We start from the raw sequence: 579 nt of genomic DNA, 5'->3' as shown, positions 1-579 counted from the left end.
GGTGTTCGGCACGGTGCTGTTCGGCCGGATGAACGCCGGCGCGGGTGCCGACCGGCTCCAGGGGCCGTGCCTCAACACGCTCCCGGTGCGGGTGCGGGTCGGTACCTCCGCCGTGGGCGAGGCGCTGGCCGGGATGCGGCAGCAGCTGGCCGAACTGCTGGTGCACGAGCACGCGCCGCTGGTGCTCGCGCAGCAGGCGAGCGGTGTGGCGGGCGGCAGCCCGCTGTTCACCGCCCTCTTCAACTACCGCAACGGCCGCGGCGGTGCGACGGAGCTCGGCGCGGGTCTGGGCACCGGGCTGGAGGAAGTGCGGATCCTTGCCGCCGAAGGGCGCACCAACTACCCCCTGGTCGCGAATGTCGATGACGACGGGAACGGGTTCAGCCTGACCATCGACGCGGTGGCGCCGGCCGATGCGGAGCAGGTGGGCACGATGCTGCACACCTGCCTCCTCCAGCTCGTGACCGCGTTGGAGGAGGATCCGCAGGCGCGGTTCTCGGCGCTCGACGTGCTGGGTGCGGACGAGCGCCGACTGGTGGTGGAGAAGTGGAACGGGACGGCGGGCGAGGTCGAGCCGTC

General features: G+C 72.4%; 1 protein-coding gene. It reads left to right on the top strand.

Annotated elements, in window-relative coordinates; genetic code table 11:
• On the top strand, nt 1-579 hold a 579-nt coding region (locus tag VR45_RS41440; RefSeq protein WP_045945156.1), incomplete at both ends, for a condensation domain-containing protein.

The organism is Streptomyces sp. NRRL S-495, assembly GCF_000966955.1.
GTDB classification, from domain to species: domain Bacteria; phylum Actinomycetota; class Actinomycetes; order Streptomycetales; family Streptomycetaceae; genus Kitasatospora; species Kitasatospora purpeofusca.
The sequence above is the reverse complement of the archived record's forward strand: the minus strand, read 5'-3'. Positions and strand labels throughout refer to the sequence as shown.